A 26,370-nucleotide genomic window follows, 5' to 3' on the forward strand; every position below is an offset into this window, starting at 1 on the left:
CCACCATCAGCCCAATGCACCACATGATGGACTTGCGTATGCGCCGCTGGGGCACCACATTTCACGCAACACACATCCCGCACGATGATCGCCTGGCGCAGATGATGCGGGAACAGTCGTTTCGTCGTTCCCATCCGCAACGGCACGCCTTCGTCGTCGAGGACGATCGACGTCACACCGCCATCGCATGACAACCGCCGCGCCGTCGATGCCGATACCGCCCCAAGCCACGGCAACCGCGCCGGATCCGCGCCGTCGGCAGGGATGGTGACCAACACCTGGGTGCGGGGTGCGCCGGCGGTGGTCATGGCAGCACCGATCGCGGCCTGATCGAGTAGTAGCTCCAGCCCGTCGGCGCGACGTTCTCCGACACTGCGACGATCCTCGGCACCGTCGGGTTCCGGGCGCGGACCGGAGCGTTCGTCGATCATCGACAGAAACTTCTCCCCGATCACCGCCGTCACATCCCCGCTGATGACGACCCTGCCCTCCTCGGTCACCCGCGTGTGCACCGTGTTCAGCGATGCATCATCAGCCGCCGCCACCGCGTCCGGATCGGCATCGGCCACCCGCATGGCAATGCTCCGGGCGTGGGTGTCGATCTCGGCCGGTGTGGCACCGGAGAACGCCTGCGTGAGCAATTCGCTCTCGAACAGGGTCCGGTCGTCGTCGGACAACGCAGCCGCAGCCCGCCTGCCGATGACTGCGATGCCACGAACCACCGCATCAACACACTCGGCAGACAGATAGCCCTCGGCGGCACAGTCCGCGACCTTCGGCAACGCCCCCAACCCGCCGGCGATCCGTGCACCACGGTGCGCGGCCGCCGGGGGCATGCCCATCTCGATCAGCCACGACCGGGTCGTCGACCCCGCCCGCGACGCCGCGCCCGAGGCATCCAGCAGCGCGATGTGGACCGCGATCTGATGATCCAACACGTTGCGCAGCACCCGTAGTTCGTCGAGGCGGTCGCACACTGCGCGACCGCTCCCGTCGTCGGGTGGCGACGGCAGAGAGACGAGGGTGTCGCGGAGCTCGGTGATCGAGGTCATGAGACCAAGATACTCGCCAAGACGTTCGACGACGAGGTTTGTCCACAACCCGTTTGCATTCGAGTTTGGTTGTGTAGCAGTAGATGTCTTTCACATCCCAGCGGTGAACCGTGGTGAACTGTGGTGAACAGAAACCCCATCAGTCACACGCGACGCCCCGGCTCGGGTGCCAGAGCGTCATAGTTGACGGACTCTTCGGCACTCATGGACGCGCAGATTTCTGCCGGCCGTTCTACATTCACGCATCGTGGTTTCTCTCCGCTGTGAGAAGCCCTGCGTGACACCGTGCGTACTGGCTCCACGCCGACACGGTCGGACTGGTTGGTTCTCACGCAGATACCGTGTCCTGGTGAAGACCTTGCGAATCGCGTCGATCATCTCGGTGCTGTGCGCGGTGCCCATCCTGGTGTTCGTCGTACCGCCGCTCCTTCTGTCCGGAGTCGTAGAGGTATCGGGCAACTTCGAGTACATGGTGGTGTTCCCGACACTGATCGGCTTGCTGTGCGCGTTCGTTGCGTCAGTCATCGGGGTCGTATGTGTTCTACGGCGACACACGCGCACGGCCGCTTCGATCCTCGTCACCCTCGGCCATCTGATGACCATCGTTCTGGGTACGGCAATCATCGTGTGGGCTCTGAACTTCGGCACGACCGGATGGGAACTGCTCGCTCTGCCATGGGCACTCATCGGCGGGCAGGCCGTCGTCGCTGTGGGCCTTTCCGCCTGGGGCCGAACGCAGTCGTATTCCCGCGGGACCGGTGACGGTCCGGCAAGCTAGGACCGTGGCGACAACACTGGAAGACACATTGGCGGCGATCAGCCTTCTTCAGAACACCGGTTCCTGTGCACGCATCTCCGGAACCGCCGAATACAGGTCGTGGGGTAAGACCGATCTGACCGGCCCGCCCACGAAGGTTCAGACGGTTGAGTTCTTTGTCGACAACGAACTCTGCTCCTGGTCGGAACGCACGCCCAAGTACGGCCAGACCCGTCGATACACCAGGAATGCAGGACAAGAGTTGGTCGACGACAGCGGGCAATCGATTCCCCCGAAGCCACCCTCGGGGTTTGCGCACTGGCCGCTGCTCGTCAAGATGCTGAAGCCGAATAGATTCCCGATCTGGGGACGCCCTGGAGACAAGTGGCAGATGAGGGGCGCCGAATTGACCGAGCACGGTTACCTCATGCACCTCGACCGTGACACCTCCCCAGCCGTGGCCGAGCTATTCATAGATACCACCTTCTCACTACCGATCCGCTGGACCGAGGTCAACCAGATAAGGCCGGACCTCGGAGCGAAGCAGGAGGTTGAAGTATTGGCCCTGCACGTTCCCCCAGAGTGGAAGCGGTTGACAGGCATGGACATGTCCGAAGAAGGCGAGGACATGGCCGGGTAGTGCTCGGCCGGCGGGGCCGCGGGCATTGCCGGAGCGACACGTCCGCGGGTCACACGGCGTCGAGCTTGGCCACCGACCGCTTCGGTGCGATCTGGCGGTAGCTGGTGTCGAGGAGCTCGCCGACCTCATCCCAATCGGTGTCGTCGTCGAGGATCAGGCCCACCCAGCCGGCGGGGCCCAGGTAGGCGGGCAGGAAGAACCGCGGATCGTCCAGCAGCGCGGGCCGTTCGGACTCGTCGGCGAGGACCAGGATCGATTGATCATGACGCACCTTGCTGCCCTTGACGCCGCCGCCGTAGTTGCCGAACATCTTGCCGCAGCGGAACGTCGGCCGGCCGTGCGCGACGACCTCGGTCGCGTCGGGCAACGCGAGCGCGATCTCCCGGATCCGACCCAGATGGGGATCCGCGTCGTCGAACATGATCGGGTGCGGCATACCGACGAGGATAGGTCTGCGACGGCGCCGCCGCAGACTTTTCAGAGTGCCGAGGGATCGCTGCCCAGCAGCTGGCCGGCTTCGGCGGTGATCGTCAGTGCCGTCTTGGCCCACGACGCCGAGGCGCCGGCGAGACCACAGGTCGGCGTCACGATGACGTTGTCCGCCAACACTTTGCGATTCAGTCCGATGCGGTCGGTCAGTGCCGCGAGATCGGTGGCCACAGTCTCGGCGGCCAACGGGCGATCGGGTGCGGTCGACGGTACGCGTCCCGCGAGCAGCACGCCGCCGCGATCGACGAGCGAGCCGATGCCGTCGAGATCGGTCGCCGACGGCTTGGTGACGTCGATCGAATACGCGACACCGGGGAGGAGTTCGAGCAGATCCCATCGCGGTTTCCCGCAATCGTGCACGATCACCGGTGCGCCGACGTGGTCGACGAGTTCGGTGAGCGCACGGGCCACCTCGACCACCGGGATCGCCCGGATGGGGTCGAAACGGGTCAACGGCTTCACCGTGCCGTCGATGACCTGGCCGATCATCGGCTCGTCGAGCTGGACCACCACGTGCGCGCCGAGCCGGCGTTCCAGTTCGGCAACGTGCTCGCGCACACCTTCGGCCGTCGACTCCACGATGTCGCGCACCGCACCGTGGTCCTTGAGCACCCGCTGCCCGTTCGCCAGTTCGACGGATGCCGAGGTGGTGAACGGACCGGCGACCTGCACCTTGAACGGCCTCCCGGTGCCGACGAAACCCGCTGTCTCCCAGAGTTCCTCGACGACGTCGAGGTCCTCGGCGAGCAGATCGGCGGCACGCCGGGCCAGGCGGGAATGGCGTTGCGCGAGGCGGTATCCCCACGTCGCGGTGTCCATCGGCAGATCGACGAGGATGGCCGCCATCCGGCCGACCATATCCGAGCCGATGCCACGGCCGGGGAGTTCGGCGAGGTGTGCGAAGTCGAGTTCGCCGTTGATCACCTCGGCGGCGGCACGCGCGTCGGTGCCGGGCATCGAACCCACACCGGTGCCCACGCCGGTGGGCAGAACCGGACCGGTCACGGAGACGCTACGACAGACGGCTGCGACGCGGTGGTGGCGATGCGTCCACACCCGACGACCTGGTCGCCGCGACGGGCATCGGGCAGATACAACACCGCGGCCTGACCGCGGGCGACGCCGGTGAGCGGCTCCTGCAGCGCGATCTCGATGGCGGGTTCACCGTCGATGGTGATGGCCGTGGCCCGCACCGGCGCGAGTCCGCCGTGAGCGCGGACCTGCACCATCGCGTCGAAGGGCTCGTCGGGGGTGACCCCCGAGGTCCAGACCGCGCGGGTGGCGGTGATCCCCCAGACCTGCAGATCGGCCGCCGTCCCGACCGTCACCGTCCCCGAATCCGGGTCGATCTCGGTGACGTAGCGCGGCTTGCCGTCGGCGGCCGGCGCCTCGACACCGAGACCCTTGCGCTGACCGATGGTGAAACCGTGGACACCGTCGTGCTCGGCGAGTCGCTCACCCGACGTCGCGTCGACAATGGCTCCCGGCCGGACGCCGATGCGCGCACCGAGGAACGCACGGGTGTCGCCGCTGGGGATGAAGCAAATGTCGTGGGAGTCCGGCTTGTCCGCGACGGCCAGCCCGCGCCGAGCCGCCTCGGCCCGGATCTCACTCTTCGGGGTGTCGCCGATCGGGAACATCGCGCGCGACAACTGGTCACGCGTCAAGACGGCGAGCACGTAGGACTGGTCCTTGTCGGCGTCGACCGCGCGGCGCAACTCTCCATCTACGAGCTGGGCGTAGTGGCCGGTGGCCAGTGCGTCGAAACCCAGGGCGATCGCCTTGTCGGCGAGTGCCGCGAACTTGATCTTCTCGTTGCACGTCAGGCACGGATTCGGGGTGCGTCCGGCCGCGTATGCCTCGACGAACTCGTCGATCACGTCGTCTTTGAACCTGTCGGCGAAATCCCAGACATAAAAGGGGATTCCGAGTACGTCGGCCGCCCGGCGGGCATCTGAGGCGTCCTCGCGTGAGCAGCAGCCGCGCGAGCCGGTGCGTAGCGCACCGGGAGCCGTGGACAGCGCCAGGTGGACACCGACCACCTCGTGGCCGGCCTCGACCGCTCGTGCCGCGGCGACCGCCGAATCGACTCCGCCGCTCATCGCCGCCAGTACGCGCATCAGGAGATCCTTCCGCCGGGGACAGACACGAGACCCGCGGCCCGCGCCCGGTCGACGACCTCGTCGATGACCGCGGCGACCGCGTCGATGTCGGCATCGGTGGTGGTGTGACTGAGGGAGAACCGCAGCGACGACCGCGCGTCGGCCATGTCCAGCCCCATCGCGAGCAGGACATGACTCGCCTGTGCGACGCCCGCGGTACAGGCCGATCCGGTCGAGCATTCGACACCCTTGGCGTCCAGCAGCATGAGCAGCGAGTCGCCCTCGCACCCGGCGAACGACACGTGCACGTTTCCGGGGAGGCGACCGGCCCCGTCGACCCCGTTGCGCACCGTCCCGTCGACCCCGAGGAGCACCTCGGTCAGGCGCGTCTGCAGCGTGCGCACGTGGGCGGAGTTCGCCTCGAGGTGCTCGACACACCAGGTCAGTGCGGCGGCCATGCCGACCACCCCGGCGACGTCCTGGGTCCCCGAGCGCACATCACGCTCGTGGCCGCCGCCGTGCAGCAACGGCACACACCCGACATCACGGCCGAGTAGGAGCGCACCGACGCCCTGCGGACCGCCGAACTTGTGGGCGGTCAGGCTCAGCGCCGAGAGGCCACTGGCCGCGAAATCGACCGGCAGGTGGCCGACGGCCTGGATCGCGTCGGAGTGCACGGGTACCCCGAACTCGGCCCCCAGCGCAGCGAGCTCGGCGACCGGCTGGATCGAACCGACCTCGTTGTTGGCCCACATGATCGTGATGAGAGCGGTCTCATCCCCATGCTTTTCCAGCTCGGCGCGCAGGTCGGCCGGTGAGACCACACCATCGGCGCCGACGGGCAGCAGGACGAGTTCGGCATCGGCGTCGTCGGCGAGCCACTGCGCGGGATCGAGGACCGCGTGGTGTTCGATCGCGGAGGTGATGATCCGGCGACGACGCGGGTCGGCATTGCGCCGTGACCAGTAGATGCCCTTGACCGCGAGATTGTCGGACTCGGTCCCGCCTCCGGTGAAGACGACCTCAGAGGGTCGGGCTCCGACGGCCGCGGCGATCGCCTCGCGAGACTCCTCGAGACGACGCCGCGCGAGGCGTCCGGAGCCATGCAGCGACGAGGCGTTACCCGGCTGGGCGAAGACGGCAGTCATCGCCTCGACGGCTTCGGGCAGGATCTGCGTCGAAGCGGCGTGGTCGAGGTAGACGGGCGCCTTCACGGGCGGTCGGCTTGGCACGGGCATCGCTAGCAAGGATAAACGCGCGTCGGTCGCCGACAAATTCCGCGATCGGCGACCGATCGGTCGTCTGTCGACGAGGCGAACGCGCACAGAAGAGGCGCGAGGGGGCGGAACGTCTGTTCGCTGTCAGACCCGCTCGAGGTAGAAGTACAGGTGACGGCCGTCGATGACGCCGCCCTTGCCGTTCATGATCCCCATGACAGTGGTGTCGTCGACGCGCTTGAAGTGGTCGATGACCGGCTGGCCGTCGTAGACCATCGACGCGGTGACCTCGCCGCGGAATTCGATCGCCCAGAGGCTGGCCTCGCCCTTGCCGAGCTTCGTGTTGGAGTACAGGTCGCCGTTCTCGTCGCGGCACACCAGCGGTTGGACGTCACTGCGCGAGGTGAAGGTCTTGCCGAACCAGTTGGCTTTCGCCAGCATGCCGTTGATGGCGTGACCGGTGGTGAACTCCCCACCCTTCCACGCGCCGAGCATTTCCTCGGGCCGGAGCGTCGAGAGTCCCGCCCACACCGTGTCGAGATCGGCGTCATCGACTCGTCCGTCGGCGTCCCGGAGTTCGAAGAACTTGGCGCGCGCGGCTTCTCGGGTTTGCGTGGACGTCATCGTCGGCCTCCTGGAGGTACGCGGGTGATCGTCCGCAGAACGCGGACGGCTACCGGAGAAACCTATATGAGAGAACGGGTGATGTCACTTTCGGCGGCCTCCGGCATGCCCGCCACGACGCGCTCGCACCGGCCGGCGAGCTCGCGACGATCCCGGCCGGGCGCCTCGGGTGGGTGGATGACCATCGTGACCGCGAGGCCACGCGTCCGCAGAACCCGCCGCAGCGTGTCGGCCGGGGTGTCGGCGCCGATGAAGCTCGGCGCCGTCGCCGTGGTCCCGTCGGTACCGATGAATCTGAGTCGGACCGGCACCACCGGCACATCGGCGTCGATCGCGGCCTGGAAGAACGCCGGCCGGAAGGCGCCGCCGGATCGACCGCAGTACGTGGTGCCCTCGGGGAAGACGATCACCGATGAGTCGTGGTGCAGGCGGCCGGCGACCTCGCCGACCGTCCCCGGCAATCCGCGAAGCGTGCCGCGATCGACGGCGATGACGCCGAACCTGCGTGCAAGGGAGGACACCACCGGCATCCCGACGACATCGGACTTGGCCACCACGTGCGCCGGGCTGACCAGCGCCAGCGCCAGGACGTCGAGGAAGGAGATGTGGTTGGCGACCACCAGCCCCGGTCGGACCGGGCCGGATCGCCGGTCCTCGACGTCGACGGAGATGCCCAGGGCCGCCAGCAGCGCACTCGCCGCGGGGGCGCGAAGTGCCCGCGGTGGGCGTCGGCGCAGACGCGCCACCGCGCCGGCGGTCAGGGCTGCCCAGACGATCCACAGGACGACGGCGAACAGTCGGCAGATGCGCCAGGCGACGATCGTCGCGTCGGCCATCGCGTCGAACCGCCGCGCCACCGTTGCGCCGATGCAACCGTCGCCGCAGGTGCTGATCGGGAACCATGGGTGTGCCGGCGCGCCCGATGAGGTGCGGGACGGCGGACACCCCACATGGTGGCGCCGAAGATCATCCGTGCGCGGTGTGACCGGACCGACCAGCAGCGCGGTCATCGTGCCGCGCCCCCGGGCTCCGGCGCGGCATCCGGCCGTTGGGTCGAGCCGAGGCGCCTGGCGCTCGATCGCAGTCGGTCGAGGTATCGCTTGTTCGCGCCCTCGCGGTCGAGCAGGGTCAGGAAGTCCGCGACGTCGAAGACGTCGTCGACCGCGGGCTCGCCGCAGATGCGGGCGCCGAGTCGTAGATACCCGCGCATCAGGGGCGGCATCGCGACCGTCTCCGACGGCACGATGTCGTCGAGCAGTCGTCCGCCGACGCGTGCCGGCGCCAGCGGGTGCGCGCGACGCTGCGGATCCTGGTGCTCATCGCGCAGCCGATCGCGCAAGGCACGCATCGACGAGCCCGGGAGCCACTCGCCCGGACTGTGCAGCGGCACCGACACGCAGCCCATCAGGTAGCGCAGCTCGGCGTCGTCCATGTACTGGAGAAGGGCCGCCCACATCAGCGCGGTCACCGACCCGTCACGGTGCCCGGGGTGGACGCACGCGCGACCCAATTCGACTGTCTCGGAGACGATGTCGCTCATCTCACGGAGATCGAACTCGGTGGCCGAGTACCAGCCGCCGGCGGCGATTGCCCGCGCCGGGGAGAGGAGTCGCGCACACCCGACGACTCCGTCGTCGTCATGCCGGACGATGAGGTGCTCGCAGAAGGCGTCGAAACGGTCGGCGTCACGCCCGGTCACCGCGTCACCGATGCGGTTGGAGAAGCCGGGTTCGTCGGCGAAGACGCGGAACCGCAGCTCTTGTGCGGCGACGATGTCCGCCGGGTCGTCGGAGACGAGGACCCGGATGGGCCCCGCGGTGAGCAGGGTCGTCGGCACGGCCCGCGTGAACCGTGCGCGCGAGACGTGGCTGGTGCGGACTGGCGACTGCATGGCGTTCATGACTCGAATGAAAGCCAGACCGGGCGTCGGCGGGACCACCGCAGTGTGTCGTGTCGGTGCGGGTTCGATGAACTCGGGCCGACGCCGGATGAACATGCTGCGCGGCGACCACCTGCGGGTGAACGACCCCCGAACGCACGGTGACCCCCGACGCGGAGTCGGGGGTCACCGGGTGTTCAGCTGATCAGCTCCTGATCACTTGCGCTTCTTGACCTCTTCGGTCAGCTGCGGCGCGACGTTGAACAGGTCGCCGACGATGCCGTAGTCGGCGATCTCGAAGATCGGGGCCTCTTCGTCCTTGTTGACGGCCACGATGGTCTTCGAGGTCTGCATGCCCGCGCGGTGCTGGATGGCGCCCGAGATGCCCAGGGCGACGTACAGCTGCGGCGACACGGTCTTACCGGTCTGACCGACCTGGAACTGGCCCGGGTAGTAACCGGAGTCGACGGCCGCACGCGAGGCACCCACAGCGGCGCCGAGCACGTCGGCGAGCTCCTCGACGACCGAGAACTTGTCGGCGCTGCCGACACCACGGCCACCCGAGACGACGATCGATGCCTCGGTCAGCTCGGGACGGTCGCCGCCGACGTTCGGCTCGACCTTGGTGATCTTGACCGCGCCCTCGCCCTGGGCGGGGACCTCGACGTCGACACGTTCGCCGGCGCCGGCCTGCGGAGCGGCCTCGACGCCACCGGGGCGGATCGAGAAGACCGGCACGTCTCCCTTGGCCTGGGCGTCGACGGTGAAGGCGCCACCGAAGATCGAGTGGATGCCCACGCCGCCTTCCTTGACGTCGACGATGTCGGCGAGGACGCCGGAACCGAGACGCACGGCCAAGCGGCCCGCGATCTCCTTGCCGTCGGCGGTCGCCGGCACGAGGATGCCGGCCGGCGATGCGCTCTCGGCGATCGAGGCGAGGACGTCGACCTGCGGGGTGATGAGGTAGCTGCCCGCGTCGTCGGACTCGGCGACGTAGATCTTCTCCGCGCCGGCTTCCTTCAGTCCGTCGAGGATGCCATCGGCCGAGCCGGGCTTGCCGACGACGACGGCCGACGGGGTGCCGAGAGCGCGGGCGGCGGTGATGAGCTCGCTGGTGACCTTCTTCAGGGCGCCTTCGGCGTCCTGTTCCACGAGAACGAGTACTTCTGACATGGTGGTTTTCTCCTGAATGTCTGGGGGTTCGCCGGTGGTCTGCGTGGAGAAGGTCAGATGATCTTCTGGCCGACCAGGTACTCGGCGACCTTGGTGCCGCCGTCGCCTTCGTCGGTGACGCGCTCGCCCGCGGTCTTCGGCGGCTTCGGGGTGTTCGCCGTCACGACGGAGCCGGCATTCTCCAGGCCCACATCGCTCGCCTCGACGTCGATCTCGGCGAGGGTGAGAACGGTGACTTCCTTCTTCTTCGCGGCCATGATGCCCTTGAAGGACGGGAAGCGCGGCTCGTTGATCTTCTCGTTGACGCTGACGATGGCCGGCAGGGTGGCCTCGACGTGGAAGATGCCGTCGTCGGTCTCCCGCTCGCCCTTGAGGGTCTCGCCCTCGAGGGTCAGCGCACGCAGGTGGGTGAGGTGCGGGAGTTCGAGGTACTCGGCGATCATCGCCGGGATCGCGCCGACGCGACCGTCGGTGGCCTCGTTGCCGGCGATGACCAACTCGACACCCTCGACCGTGCCGAGCGCCCGGGCCAGCACGTAAGCGGTCTGAACCGCGTCCGAGCCGTGCATGAGGTCGTCCTTGATGTGGATCGCCTTGTCCGCGCCCATCGACAGTGCCTTGCGGATCGCGTCGGTGGCGCGCTCGGGGCCGGCCGTCAGAATGGTGACCTCACCGCCGTCGGCCTCCTTGATCTTCAGCGCTTCCTCGACGGCACGCTCGTTGATCTCGTCCAGTACGGCGTCGGCGGCCTCACGGTCCAGGGTGTAGTCGTCGTCGGACAACTTGCGCTCGGACCACGTGTCGGGAACCTGCTTGATCAGTACGACAATGTTTGTCATGGGTCTACGTCGACCTCCTGCATCGGGTTCGGCAACTTACCGGCGGGTAAGGCCATGGGTCCCCACCACTTTAGCGTCTCCTATGATTCCACTAAACATCGACTACCTCACACAATGCACTCGACCGTTCGCTCGCTCGGTACGACGGCCCCGGCAGCCGGTAGGGCATGCCCTACTCTCTCTCAGATGACTGACGCAGACCTCGGATCGTCGCACGGGACGACAACCAGTGGTCTCGAGGCACTCGACACCGACCAGCAACTCGCGCTCACCGGCGAGCGGACGGTCCCGGGAATCCCTGCCGAGAACTACTGGTTCCGGCGCCACGAGATCGCGTACCGCCACATCGCCGGCCGGTGCGCGGGACGTGACGTCCTCGAAGCCGGGTCCGGCGAGGGGTACGGCGCTGCGATGATCGCCGACGCCGGCGCGTCGTCGGTGATCTGCGTCGACTACGACACCGCCGCGGTCGAACACACCCGCCGCCGATATCCCCGCCTCGTCGTCCACCAGGGCAATCTCATCGACCTACCGCTCGCCGACGCCTCGGTCGACGTCGTGGTCAACTTCCAGGTCATCGAGCACCTCTGGGATCAGCCACGATTCGTCGCCGAATGTCGCCGCGTGCTGCGTCCGGGCGGGCTGTTGCTGATGTCGACGCCCAACCGCATCACCTTCTCTCCCGGCCGCGACACCCCGCTCAACCCGTTCCACACTCGTGAGCTCGACGCCGCCGAACTCACCGAACTGCTTCTCGACGGGGGCTTCGAGGTCGACGCGATGCTGGGCGTCGTCCACGGACCGGCGCTCCGCGCGCTCGACACCAAATGGGGTGGTTCACTCATCGATGCCCAGATCGAGCGTGCTCTCGCCGGCGAGCCGTGGCCCGACGAACTGACCGCGGATGTCGCCGGCGTGGTCGCCGCGGACTTCGACGTCGTCGACTCCCGCGAGTCCGACATCGACGCCTCCCTCGACCTGTTCGCGGTCGCGTCGCGGGCCGACGGGTGACCACCGGCACCGCACCCGTCCCGGGCCAGTTCACGCTGGTCCTGCATTCGCATCTGCCCTGGCTGGCGAATCATGGGCGCTGGCCGGTCGGCGAGGAGTGGCTGTACCAGTCGTGGGCGGCGTCGTATCTGCCGTTGTTCGACGTGCTCGAGCGTCTTGCCGCCGACGGTTACACCGATCAGCTCTCCCTGGGCATCACGCCGGTCCTCGCCGCGCAGCTCGACGACCCGCACTGCGCGTCGTCGATGTACGAGTGGCTCGCCGACTGGCAACTGCGCGCCACGCAGGCCGCGATGTCGCGCGACACCGACCGCGCCGACGCCGGCCGCCGAGAGTTCCTCGACGCGCAGCGCGCACTGGACGTCTTCGAGACGAGGTGGCGGCATGGTGCATCGCCGCTGATCCGCGGGCTCGCCTCGAGCGGGGTGGTCGAGATCCTGGGCGGTCCACTCGCCCACCCGTTCGCGCCGCTCCTCGATCCGCGACTGCGCCGCTTCTCGCTGACCGAGGGGCTCGCGGATGCGCACGCACGCTGGGGTTTCGACCCCGCCGGTATCTGGGCCCCGGAGTGCGCCTTCGCCCCCGGGATGGGGACCGAGTACGAGGGCGCGGGCGTGCGTCACTTCATGGTCGACGGGCCGGCATTGCACGGCGACACCGCACTGGGACGTCCCGTCGGCGAGAGCGACGTCGTCGCGTACGGACGTGACCTGACGGTGAGTTATCGCGTCTGGTCGCCGAAGTCGGGCTATCCCGGGCATGCCGCGTACCGCGACTTCCACACCTATGACCACGAGACCGGGCTCAAGCGGTTCCGGGTCACCGGCCGAACCGTCTCGGGCGAGGACAAGAAGCCCTATGATCCGGCGCGGGCAGACGCGGTGCTCGACCGGCACGTCGACGACTTCGTGATGCACGTGCGCGAGCGCCTCCTCGACGAGAGCGACCGGATCGGCCGACCCGCGCTGGTCGTGGCCGCGTTCGACACCGAATTGTTCGGACACTGGTGGCACGAGGGACCGCAGTGGCTCGAACGGGTTCTCCGGCGACTGCCCGAGGTCGGCGTCACCGTCGGAACCCTTGCGGGCGCAACACGTTCCGGTCTCGTCGGAGCGCCGATCGATCTCGCCCGGTCGTCGTGGGGGTCGGGCAAGGACTGGCGGGTGTGGAACGGCCCGGCCGTGCGGCACCTCGTCGACCTGAACGCCGAGGTCACCGAGACCGCCCTCGACGCCGTGGCCAAGTTGCAGCACCGAGGGGGTCAGCGCAACCGCGTGGCCGACCAGATCGTGCGTGAAGCGCTGCTGACGGTGTCGTCGGACTGGCCGTTCATGGTGTCGAAGGACACCGCGGCTCAGTACGCTGTGTCGCGAGCACACACGCATGCGCATGCCACCCGCGAGATCTGCGACGCGGCGATGCGCGGCCGCGACGACGCGGCCGAGACGCTCGCCGCGAACTGGTCACGCGCCGACAACCTCTTCCCCGCACTCGATGCGCGTCGGCTGCAGACGACCCTGACCGCGGCTGAGCGGATCGGCGCCGGGGGGAACGTCACCGAGGGGGAAATCGGATGAGGGTGCTATTCGTGTCGTGGGAATACCCACCGGTGGTGGTGGGCGGACTCGGCCGGCACGTGCATCACCTCGCCACCGAGATGGCCGCTGCGGGCCACGACGTGGTGGTTCTGACCCGTCGGCCCTCGGGAACCGATGCGGTGACTCATCCCACGACCGACACCGTCGTCGAAGGTGTTCGCGTCCTTGCCGTCGCCGAAGACCCGCTGGAGTTCGAGTTCGGGCAGGACATGATGGCCTGGACGCTTGCGATGGGGCATGCGTTCGTGCGGGCGGGGTTGCGGGTTTTGCACGGCGCCGGGAGCGGAGCGAGCGGGCCGAATGTGACCGGCGCCGGGAGCGGAGCGAGCGGGCCGAATGTAACCGGTTCCGAGCAGCGGTGGGTGCCCGACGTGGTGCATGCGCACGATTGGCTGGTCGCCCACCCCGCCATCGCACTGGCCGAATTCTTCGATGTCCCTTTGGTTTCCACGATCCACGCGACCGAAGCGGGTCGGCACAGCGGCTGGGTGAGCGGCCGGACGAATCGGCAGGTGCATTCGGTGGAGTGGTGGCTGGTGTCCGAGTCCGACGCCCTCATCACCTGTTCGGCGTCGATGCGTGACGAAGTGAACCGCTTGTTCGGGTACGACGCCGCCGACATCACGGTGATCCACAACGGCATCGACATCCGTGCGTGGCCGTTCGCGGAGCGCACCCGCACGGGTGGTCCGGCCGAATTGCTGTTCGCGGGTCGGCTCGAATACGAGAAGGGCGTTCAGGACCTTCTCGCCGCACTCCCCCGGATCCGACGCAGCCATCCGGGTACGACGCTGACGATCGCCGGCGACGGCACCCAGCGGGACTGGCTGCTGGAGCAGGCGCGCAAGCACCGGGTCAGCAAGGCGGTGACCTTCGTCGGTCCGGTGGATCACGGCGAGCTGGTGACGCTGATGCACCGCTGTGACGCCATCGTCCTGCCCAGTCGGTATGAGCCGTTCGGGATCGTGGCGCTGGAGGCGGCGGCCACCGGCGTGCCGCTGATCGTGTCGACCGCCGGCGGTCTGGGCGAGGCGGTCCGCGAGCCGGACACCGGCCTGACGTTCGAGCCAGCCGATGTCGCGGGTCTGGCTGCGGCGGTCCGTGCGACGCTGTCCGATCCGGGCGCGGCTGCCCAACGAGCGCTGCGGGCCCGGGCACGGCTCACCGCGGAGTTCTCGTGGGCCGAGGTCGCCGAACGGACCGCGAGCGTGCACCTCTCGGCGAAGCGTCGGGTCCGGCATGCGATCGGACGACCCGACATCCCGGAACGTCCCCTGCCGGAACGGGACCCGGGGCAGGCCTGACCTTCCGCTCCACTTTCGATTCGGTAGGTGGCACTGCTGTCGCTCAGAGGTCCCCGGGATTTCGTCCGCGGACGGACGACTCGCGATTTTCACGACCGGCTTTTGAAGCCCAGTATTTGCGGCCTGGTGAGATGAGTCGCCGGACCCTTCGTGACGCGCCCTCCGCAAGCTCCGGGCGCTCCTCAGGGAGCAGTGGGGCTGTTGCGCCCTCCGCAAGCTCCGGGCGCTCCTCAGGGAGCAGTGGGGCTGTTGCACCCTCCGCAAGCTCCGGCCGCTCCTCAGGGAGCAGTGGGGTGCGCGCCCTCCGCAAGCTCCGGTCGCTCCTCAGGGAGCAGTTGGGGCGCTTCCTTCGTATGAGGAAGCAGCAGTTGCAGTTCTGTCGGATCAGTGCCGGCAAGGAGCTGTCGCGTCGATCTAGTCGCGCTCGGCCGCAGCCTTCTTGCGCTCGATGTCGGCGAGGGCGCGTTCGAGCTCGGCGCGCTCGGCCGAGTTCGAGGCCCAGTCGTCCATCCGGTTCTTGACCACCCGCGCAGGTGCGCCGACCGCGATCGCATAGTCGGGGATCACGCCCTTGACCACCGCGTGCGAGCCGAGGACGCATCCTCGGCCGACGATGGTGTTGCGCAGGACCGACACCTTGGCCGCCACCCAGGTGTCCGGACCGATCCGCACCGGGCCTTTGACGATGCCCTGGTCTTTGATCGGCAGGGTGATGTCGTCCATCTTGTGGTCGAAGTCGCAGATGTAGCACCAGTCGGCGATCAGGGTGGAGCCGCCGATCTCGAGGTCGAGGTAGGAGTTCACGACGTTGTTGCAGCCGAAGACGGTCTTGTCCCCGATCCGGAGGCTGCCCTCGTGACAGCGGATGGAGTTGCCGTCACCGATGTGGACCCAACGGCCGATCTCCATCCGCGCCAGTTCCGGAGTGGCGTGGATCTCGACATTGCGTCCGAGAAAGACCATGCCCCGCAGCACGATGTGCGGGTTGGCCAGGCGGAATCGGGCCAGGCGGTAGTAGCGCACGAGGTACCACGGTGTGTACGCACGATTGCGTTTCACCCAGCGCAGCGAGTCCAGCGTGAGGAAACGCGCCTGGTCGGGGTCGCGGCGTCGGCCTGCGCGCCGGCGGGACCGGTACGAGGCATTCCACATGGTGGTCATGACGAGAAACCCTAATCGACCCGGATTTGGCGCACGATAGGCTCACTGCTGGCACGTCCCCGTGCCGTTCGACGGCACGCCCCGTGCGCGGACACGATGATGAGGAGCAGGATGGCCTTGGCACGACCGCAGGTGTCCCGACACCGCCGATCCGCGCTGGCCCGTCTGCTCGTCGCCCTCACGGCCGTGTGCTCACTGGGACTCGCCGCGTGCTCGGACGGCCACATCGACGTCCGGTCGGTTCCCAGCGTCGGCTGGCCCAGCTACGGCGGTGTCCCGGGCAACGCCAACTTCGCGTACGCCGATGTGCCGGACGATCTGACGCTGAGCTGGACGCGGCCCACCGGCGGACCGGTCACCGCGCCGGTGACCATCTCCGGCAAGGGGAACGTGGGAGTGACGTCCAATGCGGCCGAGGGATGCAACGTCCTGGTGCTCGACAGCCGGTCGGGCCGCAAGAACTTCTGCAAGGACATGCGGGCCGGCGTCGAGATCAACGCGATGCTCGTCGACCAGTATGACCAGCCTTATCTCGGCGAGGAGTCGACCTTCCTCGCCTTCAATGCCGGCGGCGCCATCCGCTGGCGTGCGGGAGTGATCGGCGTCCCGCTGTCGGCGAAGTTCGCGGCTCCCAACACCGTGCTGGTCGCCAGCACGCAGGGTCAGATCCTGCTGATCGACACCCAGCGCAACGAACTCCTCGCGCCCGAGGTGAAGTTGCGCGACGACGCCGACCCCGCGCAACCGCTCCGCGGCTTCGGCGACTGCGTGAGCAACGGGCCGCAGTGCGCGATCCCGGCCCCTGCCGCCGTCGACACCGAGCGAGAGCGCTTCTACCTCAACTTCTTTCCCCAGGGTGCCGCGACCTCGCAGATCCGCGCGATGAAGTACGGCGCGGTGGCCGGAAACCGTGAGATCCGGACCGCCTGGCAGGCCGACGTCCCGAGCGGCGTCGTCGGGACACCGACGCTATCCGCCGACGGTGCGACGCTGTACGCGTTCTCGCGCGACGGCAAGATCGTCGCCCTGAACGCCGAGGACGGATCGACGCGGTGGACCTACGACATCGGCGGGCACGGTTTCGCGACGATGACCGTGTCGCCGGACGGTCTGATCATCCCGACCGGTTCACTCGGCGCCCCGCTGACCTTGCTGCGGGATCAGGGCGATCGAGCCGAACAGGTCTGGCAGCGCACCGATGTGGCGACGGTGAGCCTGTCCGCGCTGACCCAGCAGCAGACCGCGTGGACGGTCGCTCGTGATCCCGGCAAGGACACCCTGTCACTGGTCGAGGTGTCCACCACCGACGGCGTGACGAAACGGACTCTGCCGCTGCCCGATTCGCGCGGCTTCGCGACCGGGGTCTCGGTGTCCTACTCCGGACAGATCGCCACCGCCACCAACCTCGGCGAGGTGTACTTCTTCGACAGCAAGGCCAGCCTCGGATAGTCGTTCGCCGACTCAGAGACGTGTGCTCGCGGCGTCGGGGTCGAGGAAGAAGAGTCCCGCAACCCGTCCGTCGGCGTCGAAGGCGACTCGAAAGACGACCTCGCCCGCTTCCTGTTGGAGGGGAACGTCAACGACCGTATGCAGACCGTGTCCGCGCACGAAAGGCGTTCCGGTGCTCTCCAGTTCGCCGTGCAGCGCCACCATCGAGGCCCAGGCGTCGGCAAGTGCCGTGTCCGACAACGCAGCCGACATGGTCGCGTCGAACCGTCCGGTGACGGTGGCCCACTCCGCCGTGGTGATCCGTTCGATCAGATCGAGGGCCATGACATCGGCGTGTGCGATCGTGATCTTCTGCATGGGTGCTCCTGTTCGAGGGTCGACGGGTTTGCCGAAACGCTGAAACGCCGCCTGACGGGTCACCCCGACGACATCGCCGATCTCCTGCCACGTACACCCGCTCGTACGCGCCGCACGGGCTGTCGCACTGAGTAGTTCCTCTGAACGGCGGCCCAATTGCAGCGCATCATGGATGCGACTCAAGGCCGCGTCGCGGGCTCCGTGACCTCCCGCCTCAGCGCCGGAGCCCGAAGCCACACTCCGCGCGTACCGTTCGATCTCGCGGGCCACTTCCTCCACCTCGGACATGTGTAAACCGTAGATTTACACATGACCGACTGTCAAGCCGAGATTTACACACCGAGACTCACCACCGGACGCCCGGCTCACAGATGAACGCCACACCCTTGCGTCCGATCCGGGTCAGCACCACCGACAGCGATCGGGAGCCTTTGAGCTTGAGCTTCTTTCGCAGTCGATCGGGGTCGATGTCGAGTCCACGGACGAGAATCTCGAGTGGACCGCAGTCGAGCGCGGCCAGTGCCTTACGGAGCGCCTTCTCGGTCACCGGCGTCTGCTCGATCACCCGGAACCCGCGCGCGCCGTCGGGGACGGAATCGCCGGCGAGATAGGCGATCTGCGGATCGAGCTGCCAGAGTCCGTATCGGTGGGCATAGTGCTTGACCAGTCCTGCCCGTACGATCGCCCCGTCCGGATCGATGATCCACTTCCCGACCTCGCCGGCCGGTACGTCGTCGTCCTCCCGGTCGGTGATCTCGAACTCGACGACCGTGCCATCGGGCCTGGTCCGCAGCACGGTGGCGCGACGACCGGGCTCCACCCCCGGGCCCGACCACAGGCTGGCCTCCCGCACGCCGCCGTCGAGCGAGGTGATCTGGACTTCGCCGTCGAATCCGAAGCGGTTGCGCAACATCTGATGATCCAGTCCGGGTGCGCATTTGACGATCAGAACCCGGCCCGGGTAAGTGGTCAGCAGCTCGAAGAGCGGCGGCGTCAGCTGATCGAGCCGGAAGATCCGGCCCGCGTCCGACCGGCGCGCCGGATCGGCGAGGAGGACATCCGCGGTCGAGGTCGGGGTGAGCGCATCTGCGAGCAGGAGCGTCGCATCGGGCACGTTGGACCGCGCCATCGCGAGCCTGACCTGGTCGATGTCGCTGCCGATCACACCCCGGATATCGGTGACGCGCACGAGTTCTCGCAACTCGGCGCCGATCGAGCAGGTCAGGTCGTGGACGACCGACCCCGGGAATCGTCTGGCGATCTCGGCGGCGCGGTGCGCGGCGACCACCGACGCGGTTGCCTGCTGTAGTGCGTCGTCGGTGAGGAGGAGCGCCCCGGCGTCGCGCAGCTTCGCCTGCGCCCGCCGCCGGCACTGCACCGTCTCGATGAGGGCGGCATCGTACGGCTCGTATCGGCTGCGGGCCTCGGTGATGTCGGAGAGCATCGTCGACGGCGTGAGCTCGAGGCCGGACACCATCTCGAGCGCCTTCTCACCGTGCCGCGACCGCAGGAAGGCGACGTCGTCGAGACTGAAGGAGTAGCCCATGATGCTTGCAGGCTACCGTCGCGGCGCACACCGGCGGAGCGACGTCCGACACATCCGAGCGGGTGAGGAGTGGCAGCACCGCGATGCTCGACCACTGACCGCCGCGAACGCGCCTACTGCGGCTTCGTACCGGTCACCACGACGTTGTAGAAGAACTTCGGGGGAACGATCTTGCGGAGCACGTTCTCGTCGAGCCAGGTGAGGCGCTTCCATCCACCGAACGCGAATCGGGCCCAGCCCCACCCCAGCTTCTCCGGCGGCACCGCGGCCTCGAAGGTGCGGACGGGCCAGCCGAGCATCGCGGCGGCCAGCTCCTCGGTGGCCGTGTCCACCTTGTGCGCACCGGCGGCGCGGGCGATCCCGGCGAGCTGGTCGGGATCGAAGGTGTGGATGTCGACCACGGCCTCGAGCGCGGCCGCGCGGGAGGACTCGTCGAGTTCCTCCTGCGGGCGCCGCCACCCTTGCAGCGGACCGAGCTTCGTGACGTTCGTCGTGGCGAACCACGTCGCACGACTCATCCACCGCGCGTAGAAGTCACCGATCGTCGACGGCTCACCCGCGAAGATGAACCGCCCACCGGGTTTGAGGACTCGCAACACCTCGCGAAGCGCCTGCTCGACATCCGGGATGTGATGCAGCACAGCGTGTCCGACAACAAGATCGAAGGTGTCGTCGTCGTAGGGGATCTTCTCTGCGTCGGCGACTCGACCGTCGACGTCGAGACCGAGATTCTCCGCATTGCGCAGCGCGACCTTGACCATGCCCGGTGACAGGTCGGTCACCGATCCCTTCGTCGCGACTCCCGACTGCATCAGGTTCAGCAGGAAGAAGCCGGTCCCGCACCCGAGTTCCATCGCGCGCCCGTAGGGCAGGGGTTCGTCGGTGGGCACGGCGTCGAACCGACCCCGCGCGTAGTCGATACAGCGCTCGTCGAAGCTGATCGACCACTTCTCGTCGTAGGTCTCGGCCTCCCAGTCGTGGTACAGCACCTGGGCGAGCTTCGTGTCGGTGAGGGCCGCCTTGACCTGCTCTTCGGTGGCGTGCGGGTTGGGGGCCGGATCAGTGCCCGGAGTGACGTCGGTGGTCATGATCGCTCCTGTTCGCGTGGTGATGTGGTGATGAAGTCGAAGGTCCGCGGTGAGGTCGTCGGCTCAGCGGCCGACGAATTCCGCCTTGCCGGGCCCGTTCTCGGCGAACGAGGCCATTCCGATGGCGCGGTCCTCGGTCGCGAACAGCGGGGCGAACAGCTGCTCCTCGATCTTGAGTCCCGTGTCGAGGTCGACGCCGAGCCCCTGGTCGACCGCCTTCTTGATCGCCGCGAGCGCCACCGAAGCGGCGCCGCTGAATTGGCCGGCCCAGGCGAGCGCTACGTTGTAGACCTCGTCGGGGGCCACGACCTCGTCGACGAGTCCGATGGCCAGGGCTTCCCCCGCATCGACGAAGCGACCGGTGAACATGAGGTCCTTGGCCTTCGACGGACCGATGAGGCGCGCCAGCCGCTGGGTTCCGCCACCACCCGGGATCAGACCGAGCAGCACCTCGGGCAGTCCGAGTTTCGCGTTGTCGCCGGCGATGCGCCGGTCGGCACCCAGCGCGACTTCGAGTCCACCGCCGAGCGCATACCCGGTGATGGCGGCCACGGTGGGCTTGGGAATGGCGGCGATCGCGCCGAGGTCGCGTTGCAGTCGACCCGCGACCCGACTCATCTCGGCGTAACCGATGTCCCGCATCTCCTTGACGTCGGCGCCGGCCGCAAGGATCTTCGGGCCGCCGTAGACGACGACCGCCTTGATGTCCGTGCGTACCGTCGCCTCCTCGGCCGCGGCGGCCAGTTCGGCTTGGACCTGCCTGCTCAATGCGTTCATGGGGGGACGCTGCAGCAGGATGGTGCCGACACCCGGATGAGTGTCGGAGCACTCGAGGGTCACGAACTCAGGCATGGTCGAAGGCTACCGGGTGGTAAGTCCCGTCGGTGCCCCAGCCCGAACACGCAGCCCGAGGGCGCGGCCCGCAGAGTCCGTCGCCGACAGACGCCGGAGTCCTACAGTGGCGGTCATGGCGAAAACGTCGGGTTCCGCAGGTGATCCCATCGAACTCGAGGTCGGCGGCCGCGCCGTCCGGTTGTCGAGTCCGGACCGCGTGTATTTTCCCGAACGCGGCGAGACCAAGCGCGATCTCGCCGAGTACTACCTGTCCGTGGGCGACGGGATCGTCCGTGCGTTGCGGGACCGTCCCTGCATGCTCCACCGGTTCCCGAAGGGTGTCAGCGGCAACAAGGTCCACCAGAAGCGTGTGCCGGCCGGTGCGCCGGACTGGCTGGAGACCACCGAGATCTACTTCCCGCGGTACGGCCGCACCGCCGACGAACTGTGCGTCACCGAGCTGGCGTCGGTGATCTGGGCGGTACAGATGTCGACCGTCGAGTTCCATCCCTGGAACTCACGTCGCGCCGACCCCGAGACGCCGGACGAGTGGCGGATCGACCTCGACCCGATGCCCGACTGCACGTTCTCCCGGATTCAGCGCGTGTCCCACGTCGTCGAGGAGGTGCTCGACGAACTGGGCATGCGCGGGTTTCCCAAGACCTCGGGTGGTCGCGGCCTGCACATCTACGTCCGCATCGCCCCGGAGTGGGGATTTCCGCAGGTCCGGCGCGCGGCGCTGGCCTTCGCACGCGAGGTCGAGCGCCGGGCGCCGGACGACGTGACGACGACGTGGTGGCGCAAGGACCGTGATCCGGCGGCGGTCTTCGTCGACTACAACCAGAACACCCGCGACCACACCATGGCGTCGGCCTACTCGGTTCGCGGCAACGAGCGGGCCACGGTGTCGACGCCGATCACCTGGGCCGAGATCGATGACATCGAACCCGACGACTTCACCATCGCCACCGTGCCGGCCCGTTTCGCCGAGCTCGGCGATCTCCACGCCGAGATCGACGACGTCGCTCACCGGCTCGACACCCTCATCGACTGGGCGGACCGCGACGACATCGGCACCGACGAGGACGCCGAGGTCATCGATATGGATCGGTGACCTAGGACAGCCGGGTTGTCGACTCTCCCGATGTGAGCGTCTGCCTCAGAGGGTGATCTCCGGGGGCTTCTGGTCGCCGAGCGTCCGGAAGTACTCGTCAGAGTTGGGAAAACCGAGTCCCGCGAGACCCGCGCCGGGTGTGACGTTCGGCAGGATCGGTTCGATGACGCGCTCGGCGCCGAGGAGTTCGTCGATGGTCGAGAACCCGGAGACGTAGTGGAGCTGCGACCACGTCGGCGGCATGAGGAAATGCTTGCCCTCGGCCCACGAGTCGATGGCGACCCGCGCGTTCACCCACCGCGCGACCTCGGCCTCGGTGGTCTCGGCGTCGGCGTGCTGCCCATCGGGCATCGCCGCCAGGAAGAACCGGGTGTCATAGCGTCGCTTCTCGTTGACCGGAGTGATCCAGTGGGCGAGCGGACGCAGCAGATCGGCTCGCAACGTGAGTCCGCGCGAGGTGAGGAACTGCGCAAACGACAACGACTTCTCGACGAGGCGTCGGCGGTCGTCGGACAAGCCGTCAGGGTCGGCGAAGGTCCCGTCGGCATCCGTCGCGAGCAGGACGCCGCACTCCTCGAATGTCTCGCGGACCGCCGCACACACCAGCGCCTGGGCGGTCTCGGCATCGGAAGCGAACTGCGTCGCCCACCAGGCGGCGTCGGGACCGGTCCACGCCAGGTCGGCATCGGCGTCGCGCTTGTCGACACCACCGCCGGGGAAGACCGTCATCCCGCCCGCGAACGCCATCTGTTTCACCCGGCGCTGCAGGAACACCTCGATACCCTCGGCGGCGTCGCGGACGAGCACGACCGTCGCGGCGTCACGCAGCGGCGCGGACACGGCCTCCGCGCCCGGAGTGGTCGACGTCATCAGTTACCTCCCGCTGCTCGGCGATGGCCGCCCGCGCGGCGTCGGCGCCGCGCGAAGTACCGATTATCGACCTTGTCGAGGACGATCTGCTGCCGGAAGGCAGCGGTCAGATTCTCGCTGGTGAGTACCTCGTCGAGTAGACCCTGTGCCACCACGCCGCCCTCGGAGAGGATGAGTGCGTGGGTGAACCCCTCCGGGATCTCCTCCACGTGGTGGGTGATCAGCACGATGGCCGGGGCGTCCGGGTCGGCCGCGAGACGTGCGAGCCGATCGACGAGTTCTTCGCGACCACCGAGGTCGAGGCCGGCGGCCGGCTCGTCGAGCAGGAGGAGTTCGGGATCGGTCATCAACGCGCGCGAGATCACGACGCGCTTGCGCTCGCCTTCGGACAGCGTGCCGAAGCGACGGTCGGCGAGGTGCTCGGCACCCATCGATTCCAGCGACTCGACGGCCTGCGCACGGTCCATCGCGTCGTAGCTCTCCCGCCAGCGACCGAGAACCGCGTAGCCCGCCGAGATCACGACGTCACTGACGACCTCCTCCGGCGGCACGCGGTCGACCAGCGAGGGGCTCGACACACCGATCCGGGTCGACAGTTCTCGGATCTCCACCCGGCCCAGCTTCTCGTTCAGCACGAATGCGGTGCCCGCCGTCGGATGGATCTCCGCGCCGGCCAGCCGGATCAGCGTCGTCTTGCCTGCGCCGTTGGGTCCGATGATCACCCATCGTTCGTCCAGTTCCACCTGCCACGACAGCGGGCCGACGAGACTCTTGCCACCGCGGACGACGGCGACGTCGCGAAAATCGATCAGGAGGTCGGGATCGGATTCGGTCACTCCCCCATCCTGCACCACGACCGAGTGTTCGACGGGTTCGACTCTCGGCAACACATCGACACCCAGCGCACTCGGCGACACGACAACTCTCGACGACACGACGCCGGGAATAGTCGGGGGCGTCGGCTGCATTGAACATGAGCGTGACGCCTTCGAACCTCCCCTTGTCGATCCTGGACCTCGCGCAGATCGGCCGTACCGAAACTGCCGCGCAAAGTCTTTCCGCCAGTGTCGATCTCGCTCAGAACGCGGAAAAGTGGGGGTACCGCCGGATCTGGTATGCCGAGCATCACAACATGTCGGCCATCGCTTCGTCGGCACCGGCGGTGCTCATCGCACACATCGCCGCGCATACCTCGACCATCCGTCTCGGCGCCGGCGGTGTGATGCTGCCCAACCACTCCCCGCTCACCATCGCCGAGCAGTTCGGCACGCTCGCCGAACTCCATCCCGGACGCATCGACCTGGGGCTCGGTCGCGCCCCCGGCAGCGATCAGCAGACCTTCGCCGCCCTGCGCCGTACCCACGCCTCGGCCGAACGCTTCCCCCATGACGTCCTGGAACTCCAGGCGTTCCTCGGCGACGAGTCACGGGTCGAAGGCGTGCGCGCGACACCCGGCGCCGGCACCCACGTACCGCTGTACATCCTGGGGTCGTCGCTGTTCGGCGCGCAGCTCGCCGCCGCGCTGGGACTCCCGTATGCCTTCGCCTCCCACTTCGCGCCGCAGGCGCTCACCGAGGCTGTCGCGTTGTACCGCCGCGAGTTCCGGCCGTCGGACGTCCTCGCCGAGCCCTATGTGATCGCGGGCGTCGGGGCGATCGCCGACGAGGACGCCGACCGCGCGCAGGCACAGCTGCTGATCGCGAAGCGTCAGCGGGTGGCACTGCTCTACGGCCGCGGCCGTACCTTCACCGACGAGGAGGCCGACGCCATCCTGTCGATGCCGCAGGGGCGTCAGATCGACGAGATGCTGGCATACTCCGGCGTCGGCACGCCGGACGAGGTTCGCGACTACCTCGGGTGGTTCGCCGGGCACGCCGACGCCGACGAGCTGATCGTCGCGTCGCTGGCGCCCGACCGTGAGGTGTGGCTGGGGACCTTCGGACATCTCGCGCCGGTGAATTCGCCGGTGGCCGTAGGGCACTGACCCGAGCTCGTCGGCGGGCCGCTCAGGCCAGCCGGAAGTCTTCGAAGTCGAAGCCCGGCACCACGATGCAGCTGACGAGTGATGGTTCGGCCCCGGCGGGCCGGGCCCGCTGCCACACCCGCGGGGGCACGAGCGCCTGAGGGTGTTGGCCGGATTCGATGTCGGGTCCGACGAGAACGGTGGTCGGCTCGCCGGGCTCATCCGCGTCACCGCCGAGGTCGAGTTCGACCGGAGCGCCGCGATGGTGCAACCACAGTTCGGCGCCGCGCACCGTGTGCCACGCGGATTCGTCGCCCGGCATGAGCACGAAGTAGATCGCGGTCCCGGCAGCACGGTCCCCGGTGTAGTCCCCCGGCAGCACGTCACGCGGGATCTCGACGTCACTACGCCACGTCTGGCGGTACCAGCCGCCTTCGGGATGCGGCTGCAGATCGAGCTCCCGCACCCAGTCGGGCACCTGCGCGTCACTCATCGGAACTCCCGGTTGTCGATGTCCTGGTCGCCTGGGTCGTCGCCGTGTCGCAGTACTTCGGCGATCACGGTCACCGAACCCGGCGCGATCTCGGTGAACCCGGCATCGCGCACGGCGACCGCCCTCCCGGCGGCATCCGCGGCAAGGAGGTCGCGCCAGCGCTCGGGCGTGGCCTGACGGACCGCGAGCGGACAGTCGTCGAATCGCCATCGGATCGCCTCGGCGGGCGCCAGCAACTTCGCGGCGAGCATCGACGCGTGCCCGACCTGCGCCGCCAGTTTCCCGACGGTCATCTCCAGATCCGGACTGGTCCACAGCACGACGCCGCGGTCAGGTGGCTCGCTGGAGAGTCCTCCCTCGACGTCGGTACCCCCGATCTGCAACTTCGCGACACGACGGTCGAGGTCGCCCACCCGCCCCGGGACGAACGCCCGCGCCGAGGCGTCACCCTCGGTCGCCGTCACACCCCAGACCTCTTGCGCCGCAGCCCATTGCGCCCCGCGTGCGCGCCGGGCGATCTTTCGGATGCGTGCCTCGCACCAGTCGTCCATCGCCGACGCCCAGGGGCCGTCGCCCGCACTCCGTTCGTCGAGACACAGCAAGGCCACCGCCCGTGCCGCGGCGGTCAGCAGGTCGGTGCGGTCGGGCGGATCGTTCTTCTCGATGCGCAGCACCATCGCCATCGCCAGCACATCGGCGGGATCGGACGGGTCGGCGCCGCCGCCGACGTAGCCGATCAGCCGACGGTGGTCAGCGGCGATCGCTGCTGCGGGGTCGGCGTGCGGTGCGTCCGTGCGCTCGGCATCCATG

27 protein-coding genes are annotated in these 26,370 nt (G+C 68.1%); 8 read left to right on the forward strand and 19 right to left on the reverse strand.

Annotation, left to right across the window (positions count from 1 at the left end; genetic code table 11):
- Positions 1–1,052: DUF222 domain-containing protein (locus ACFW3F_RS13725; RefSeq protein ID WP_388058169.1), on the reverse strand; the 1,052-nt coding region annotated here is incomplete at its 3' end.
- A gap of 349 nt (positions 1,053–1,401) precedes the next feature.
- On the opposite strand from ACFW3F_RS13725, the gene ACFW3F_RS13730 reads away from it, so the two are divergent.
- Together ACFW3F_RS13730 and ACFW3F_RS13735 are read left to right on the forward strand one after the other, a co-directional pair.
- On the forward strand, positions 1,402–1,830 hold the full coding sequence (locus tag ACFW3F_RS13730) for a hypothetical protein (RefSeq protein ID WP_388058171.1): 429 nt from the start codon (positions 1,402–1,404) through the stop codon (positions 1,828–1,830).
- Positions 1,831–1,834: 4 nt separating this feature from the next.
- Positions 1,835–2,449, forward strand: a complete 615-nt coding sequence (locus tag ACFW3F_RS13735) for a hypothetical protein (RefSeq protein ID WP_388058173.1) — start codon at positions 1,835–1,837, stop codon at positions 2,447–2,449.
- A 49-nt stretch (positions 2,450–2,498) separates the two neighbouring features.
- Here the strand turns inward: ACFW3F_RS13735 and ACFW3F_RS13740 are convergent, their stop codons facing one another.
- The 9 genes from ACFW3F_RS13740 to ACFW3F_RS13780 all read right to left on the reverse strand — a co-directional run bounded on the left by ACFW3F_RS13740 (position 2,499) and on the right by ACFW3F_RS13780 (position 10,772).
- Positions 2,499–2,885, reverse strand: a complete 387-nt coding sequence (locus tag ACFW3F_RS13740) for an MmcQ/YjbR family DNA-binding protein (RefSeq protein WP_388058175.1) — start codon at positions 2,883–2,885, stop codon at positions 2,499–2,501.
- A gap of 41 nt (positions 2,886–2,926) precedes the next feature.
- Positions 2,927–3,943, reverse strand: a complete 1,017-nt coding sequence (locus ACFW3F_RS13745) for a vitamin-B12 independent methionine synthase (protein ID WP_388058177.1) — start codon at positions 3,941–3,943, stop codon at positions 2,927–2,929.
- Positions 3,940–5,058 carry a tRNA 2-thiouridine(34) synthase MnmA gene (gene mnmA / locus ACFW3F_RS13750; RefSeq protein ID WP_388058179.1) on the reverse strand — a complete coding sequence of 373 codons (1,119 nt, stop codon included), beginning with the start codon at positions 5,056–5,058 and terminating at the stop codon, positions 3,940–3,942. The genes ACFW3F_RS13745 and mnmA overlap by 4 nt, the downstream gene beginning before the upstream one ends.
- Complete coding sequence (locus ACFW3F_RS13755) at positions 5,058–6,278, reverse strand: cysteine desulfurase family protein (RefSeq protein ID WP_388058181.1); 1,221 nt, start codon at positions 6,276–6,278, stop codon at positions 5,058–5,060. Before ACFW3F_RS13755 ends, mnmA begins: the two co-directional genes overlap by 1 nt.
- 123 nt (positions 6,279–6,401) lie before the next feature.
- Positions 6,402–6,881: a DUF4334 domain-containing protein gene (locus ACFW3F_RS13760; RefSeq protein ID WP_388058183.1), complete on the reverse strand. Its 480-nt coding sequence runs from the start codon at positions 6,879–6,881 to the stop codon at positions 6,402–6,404.
- A 62-nt stretch (positions 6,882–6,943) separates the two neighbouring features.
- Positions 6,944–7,891: a lysophospholipid acyltransferase family protein gene (locus ACFW3F_RS13765; protein ID WP_388058185.1), complete on the reverse strand. Its 948-nt coding sequence runs from the start codon at positions 7,889–7,891 to the stop codon at positions 6,944–6,946.
- Positions 7,888–8,877 carry a GNAT family N-acetyltransferase gene (locus ACFW3F_RS13770; protein ID WP_388058187.1) on the reverse strand — a complete coding sequence of 330 codons (990 nt, stop codon included), beginning with the start codon at positions 8,875–8,877 and terminating at the stop codon, positions 7,888–7,890. Before ACFW3F_RS13770 ends, ACFW3F_RS13765 begins: the two co-directional genes overlap by 4 nt.
- A 99-nt stretch (positions 8,878–8,976) precedes the next feature.
- Complete coding sequence (locus ACFW3F_RS13775) at positions 8,977–9,933, reverse strand: electron transfer flavoprotein subunit alpha/FixB family protein (protein WP_388058189.1); 957 nt, start codon at positions 9,931–9,933, stop codon at positions 8,977–8,979.
- A gap of 53 nt (positions 9,934–9,986) precedes the next feature.
- Entirely contained in the window at positions 9,987–10,772 is a 786-nt protein-coding gene (locus ACFW3F_RS13780) for an electron transfer flavoprotein subunit beta/FixA family protein (RefSeq protein ID WP_388058191.1), read from the reverse strand.
- 186 nt (positions 10,773–10,958) lie between these two features.
- Here ACFW3F_RS13780 and ACFW3F_RS13785 point away from each other — a divergent pair, with 186 nt between their 5' ends.
- The 3 genes from ACFW3F_RS13785 to ACFW3F_RS13795 are packed head-to-tail and all read left to right on the forward strand — an operon-like array spanning position 10,959 to position 14,685.
- Positions 10,959–11,783, forward strand: coding sequence for a class I SAM-dependent methyltransferase (locus ACFW3F_RS13785; RefSeq protein ID WP_388058193.1), 825 nt, complete (start codon positions 10,959–10,961; stop codon positions 11,781–11,783).
- On the forward strand, positions 11,780–13,360 hold the full coding sequence (locus ACFW3F_RS13790; RefSeq protein WP_388058195.1) for a 1,4-alpha-glucan branching protein domain-containing protein: 1,581 nt from the start codon (positions 11,780–11,782) through the stop codon (positions 13,358–13,360). Before ACFW3F_RS13785 ends, ACFW3F_RS13790 begins: the two co-directional genes overlap by 4 nt.
- Positions 13,357–14,685, forward strand: coding sequence for a glycosyltransferase family 4 protein (locus ACFW3F_RS13795; RefSeq protein WP_388058197.1), 1,329 nt, complete (start codon positions 13,357–13,359; stop codon positions 14,683–14,685). The genes ACFW3F_RS13790 and ACFW3F_RS13795 overlap by 4 nt, the downstream gene beginning before the upstream one ends.
- A gap of 414 nt (positions 14,686–15,099) precedes the next feature.
- On the opposite strand, the gene ACFW3F_RS13800 is transcribed toward ACFW3F_RS13795, so the two are convergent.
- Positions 15,100–15,846: an acyltransferase gene (locus tag ACFW3F_RS13800; RefSeq protein WP_388058198.1), complete on the reverse strand. Its 747-nt coding sequence runs from the start codon at positions 15,844–15,846 to the stop codon at positions 15,100–15,102.
- Between the two features lie 111 nt (positions 15,847–15,957).
- Between ACFW3F_RS13800 and ACFW3F_RS13805 the strand changes: the two genes are divergently transcribed.
- Positions 15,958–17,295, forward strand: a complete 1,338-nt coding sequence (locus tag ACFW3F_RS13805) for a PQQ-binding-like beta-propeller repeat protein (RefSeq protein ID WP_388058200.1) — start codon at positions 15,958–15,960, stop codon at positions 17,293–17,295.
- A 12-nt stretch (positions 17,296–17,307) separates the two neighbouring features.
- On the opposite strand, the gene ACFW3F_RS13810 is transcribed toward ACFW3F_RS13805, so the two are convergent.
- The 4 genes from ACFW3F_RS13810 to ACFW3F_RS13825 all read right to left on the reverse strand — a co-directional run bounded on the left by ACFW3F_RS13810 (position 17,308) and on the right by ACFW3F_RS13825 (position 21,138).
- Positions 17,308–17,940 (reverse strand): DUF3887 domain-containing protein, encoded by a 633-nt coding sequence (locus ACFW3F_RS13810; protein WP_388058202.1) that lies wholly within the window; start codon positions 17,938–17,940, stop codon positions 17,308–17,310.
- A 58-nt stretch (positions 17,941–17,998) separates the two neighbouring features.
- Complete coding sequence (locus ACFW3F_RS13815; protein ID WP_388058204.1) at positions 17,999–19,198, reverse strand: class I SAM-dependent methyltransferase; 1,200 nt, start codon at positions 19,196–19,198, stop codon at positions 17,999–18,001.
- 113 nt (positions 19,199–19,311) lie between these two features.
- A complete protein-coding gene (locus ACFW3F_RS13820; protein WP_388058206.1) occupies positions 19,312–20,286 on the reverse strand; it encodes a class I SAM-dependent methyltransferase in 975 nt (324 codons plus the stop codon).
- Between the two features lie 63 nt (positions 20,287–20,349).
- Positions 20,350–21,138: an enoyl-CoA hydratase/isomerase family protein gene (locus ACFW3F_RS13825; protein ID WP_388058208.1), complete on the reverse strand. Its 789-nt coding sequence runs from the start codon at positions 21,136–21,138 to the stop codon at positions 20,350–20,352.
- A 115-nt stretch (positions 21,139–21,253) separates the two neighbouring features.
- On the opposite strand from ACFW3F_RS13825, the gene ligD reads away from it, so the two are divergent.
- Entirely contained in the window at positions 21,254–22,234 is a 981-nt protein-coding gene (gene ligD / locus ACFW3F_RS13830) for a non-homologous end-joining DNA ligase (protein ID WP_388058210.1), read from the forward strand.
- A 45-nt stretch (positions 22,235–22,279) separates the two neighbouring features.
- On the opposite strand, the gene ACFW3F_RS13835 is transcribed toward ligD, so the two are convergent.
- Both ACFW3F_RS13835 and ACFW3F_RS13840 read right to left on the reverse strand, forming a co-directional pair.
- Positions 22,280–23,104 (reverse strand): NUDIX hydrolase, encoded by an 825-nt coding sequence (locus tag ACFW3F_RS13835; RefSeq protein ID WP_388058212.1) that lies wholly within the window; start codon positions 23,102–23,104, stop codon positions 22,280–22,282.
- Positions 23,104–23,940, reverse strand: a complete 837-nt coding sequence (locus tag ACFW3F_RS13840; RefSeq protein ID WP_388058214.1) for an ABC transporter ATP-binding protein — start codon at positions 23,938–23,940, stop codon at positions 23,104–23,106. The genes ACFW3F_RS13835 and ACFW3F_RS13840 overlap by 1 nt, the downstream gene beginning before the upstream one ends.
- Positions 23,941–24,077: 137 nt before the next feature.
- Here ACFW3F_RS13840 and ACFW3F_RS13845 point away from each other — a divergent pair, with 137 nt between their 5' ends.
- Positions 24,078–25,088 (forward strand): LLM class flavin-dependent oxidoreductase, encoded by a 1,011-nt coding sequence (locus ACFW3F_RS13845; RefSeq protein ID WP_388058216.1) that lies wholly within the window; start codon positions 24,078–24,080, stop codon positions 25,086–25,088.
- Positions 25,089–25,110: 22 nt separating this feature from the next.
- Here the strand turns inward: ACFW3F_RS13845 and ACFW3F_RS13850 are convergent, their stop codons facing one another.
- Together ACFW3F_RS13850 and ACFW3F_RS13855 are read right to left on the reverse strand one after the other, a co-directional pair.
- On the reverse strand, positions 25,111–25,560 hold the full coding sequence (locus ACFW3F_RS13850) for a cupin domain-containing protein (RefSeq protein ID WP_388058218.1): 450 nt from the start codon (positions 25,558–25,560) through the stop codon (positions 25,111–25,113).
- Positions 25,557–26,369 carry an aminoacyl-tRNA hydrolase gene (locus tag ACFW3F_RS13855; protein ID WP_388058220.1) on the reverse strand — a complete coding sequence of 271 codons (813 nt, stop codon included), beginning with the start codon at positions 26,367–26,369 and terminating at the stop codon, positions 25,557–25,559. Before ACFW3F_RS13855 ends, ACFW3F_RS13850 begins: the two co-directional genes overlap by 4 nt.
- Position 26,370 lies beyond the last annotated feature (1 nt).

This window comes from Gordonia sp. NPDC058843, from assembly GCF_042743165.1.
Classification (GTDB): Bacteria; Actinomycetota; Actinomycetes; order Mycobacteriales; family Mycobacteriaceae; genus Gordonia.